Origin of the sequence: Brevibacterium sp. FAM 24630, assembly GCF_049804075.1 — a bacterium.
Lineage (GTDB): Bacteria > Actinomycetota > Actinomycetes > Actinomycetales > Brevibacteriaceae > Brevibacterium.
Map to the genome: position 1 here is coordinate 1 of NZ_JBNBZD010000049.1, position 2,073 is coordinate 2,073.

A 2,073-nucleotide genomic window follows, 5' to 3' on the forward strand; every position below is an offset into this window, starting at 1 on the left:
GACTACACGATCGCGAAGACTACGAACCCATTAGAGGGCGGCCCGAACAAAGCGATCAAGGACTTCCTCCGAGCCCATCGAGGACTGAACATCGATCATGCCCGCCGAGGAGTCGACTGGCTGTTGTATCTGCGCACCGAGGCACCCAAGGACCCGTGGTCGTTCGTTACTCCACGAGCGTGGACACCACCGCGCAGCGTCCCGAACGTGGTGAAACCCGACACGGGCCGAGAGGAGACGAATCTCCTCTACGGGACGGGATTCAGCCTCGAGGATGGCAATGGGATCCAGAAGGGCTGGGGCGGCAGAACCCGGTGAGAACCAGCATCGACACGCCCTGCCCATACACACATTTTGGCCTATAACCCGTGGAAGATTTCGTGCGTGAGAGTGAGGGCGAGCTGACATCGCACTCAAATGACAGTCGGCGGTTCGGATGAACCGAACCGCCGACCTCAGCACCCGTTCTGACCTGGGGCAGGGGGTGGGCCCCGTGGGGATCGAACCCAGGCACTGGTGGGCCGAAGTTGTCCGTGGCCCGAGATTTAGCCGACCTGGACCTCTCTGGAATTCGTGGGAAGAGAGACATTCCACCGAAGTGTGCCCGTTTTGTGCCCTCGAGCGGCTACCGGCCAAGGTTGCCGATATTCCGCGAGATAGCCCGACCCAGTGCGTAAATATTCGACCAACTGGGTTCGGTGCCTCTCACCTCAGTCCCATCATCAGGTGCTGGCCACAAACCTGACTTGCTCGTCCTCACAACAATTGCATCGAAAATAGGAATGGACTCTTCGGTCGCCGTTTGTCCGTAGCCCTCATGGTGATAGGCAAGATGCAACAATGCCTCAGGCGGCATTCCTGCCCGCGTGCCACTGCCGCCGATGCCAGAGTCCCCCGGTGTCAGTTTTGAGCCCGGCTGCGCCTCGATCGACCACATGGCGCGAAGCGTTTGGCCAGGGAAGATGGTGCGCGGCGTCTTCAAGAGCTCCACGACTGAATCGGTGATTTCGTCCGACACGTCCAATGCCCGATCCAGCGTGACCGTGAGGTCCCAGGCTGCTGCTCGCCCGTAGTTGTGGAGCGCAAGATCGAAGCACCCCAGCCCGGCCAGTCCAGGCACGAGCGAGGCGGCGATGTAGGGCCGGTTCACATTCTTCGAGTCTTGTTCCGCTTGCGCGTTCGCCTTCTCCATCGCGCCATTGGCGACCTCGGCCTGCTCATTCGCCTTTAGCGCGGCCTCGCTTGCGCGACGGCTGGCATCGAGGGTTCGGACCGCCACTCGTCCAGCCCATACGGCGGTGCCGACCAGACCCAGCGTCGCAATCGCCGTCAGTACCGATCCCCATGCGCTGATCACGTCGGGCTTTCGCACGAGGACCAAGACGAGGACCGTGGTCACTGACAGCTGCAGCGCTGCGCCGATACCCATCCAAAGAATCCGACTCGGCCACTTGGCCTTCTTCTTCGCCATCACATCCCTGAGTCTACGAACTATGGCTGGCACCGTGAAAAGAAACGAGCTTACCGACCACTTCGTCGGGCGTCACCATCGGCGTATTCGGCTGCACCGCGTTGCATTTCAAGTTGGTACGTGGGGAGACTAAGCCCATGCACAGTGCCTACTCCTGGACCGGACTATGAAGATCTTCGTACCGGAAGATGTCTTAAGGTTGCCTCCAGCGGAGACCCTCGAACGCATCACGGCGCTGTTGACCGAGGCCGGTCCGGATGACGACACATGGTACGCACAGTGGTGGGCCGCTGACGCTCTGACGCTGATGGGCCGCTACCGGGAGGCGGTCATGATGTATCCGTCTCCGAGCTTCGACCGAGCGCCGTTCCAGACCGAACGTCTGTTGTCGCTGAAGGTGACTGCCGCTTTGCCCTACACTGCCGCTGATGCTTTGGCGCTGCTGGGCCCGCGCATTACCGCATATGGGCGCGAACTGATTCGTCCTTGGTTTGATGGAGGGTATGCGGTTACCCAAGAAAGGACTACCCTCAACACATCATGCCTACCTCGAAATATCTACCAGAAGTACGTGAACGAGCTACCCGGCTGGCTCTCGAGGC

Annotated in this window: 2 protein-coding genes and 1 pseudogene; 2 read left to right on the plus strand and 1 reads right to left on the minus strand. The window is 60.5% G+C overall.

Annotated features, from left to right (window positions below; genetic code table 11):
- A pseudogene (locus tag ACPUD7_RS17600) lies at positions 1–318 on the plus strand (IS256 family transposase); the annotation flags it as partial.
- 307 nt (positions 319–625) lie between these two features.
- Here the strand turns inward: ACPUD7_RS17600 and ACPUD7_RS17605 are convergent.
- Positions 626–1,471, minus strand: a complete 846-nt coding sequence (locus ACPUD7_RS17605; RefSeq protein ID WP_425120631.1) for a hypothetical protein — start codon at positions 1,469–1,471, stop codon at positions 626–628.
- 166 nt (positions 1,472–1,637) lie between these two features.
- Between ACPUD7_RS17605 and ACPUD7_RS17610 the strand changes: the two genes are divergently transcribed.
- Positions 1,638–2,073 (plus strand): hypothetical protein (locus tag ACPUD7_RS17610; protein ID WP_425120632.1); only part of this gene is annotated, 436 nt, incomplete at its 3' end.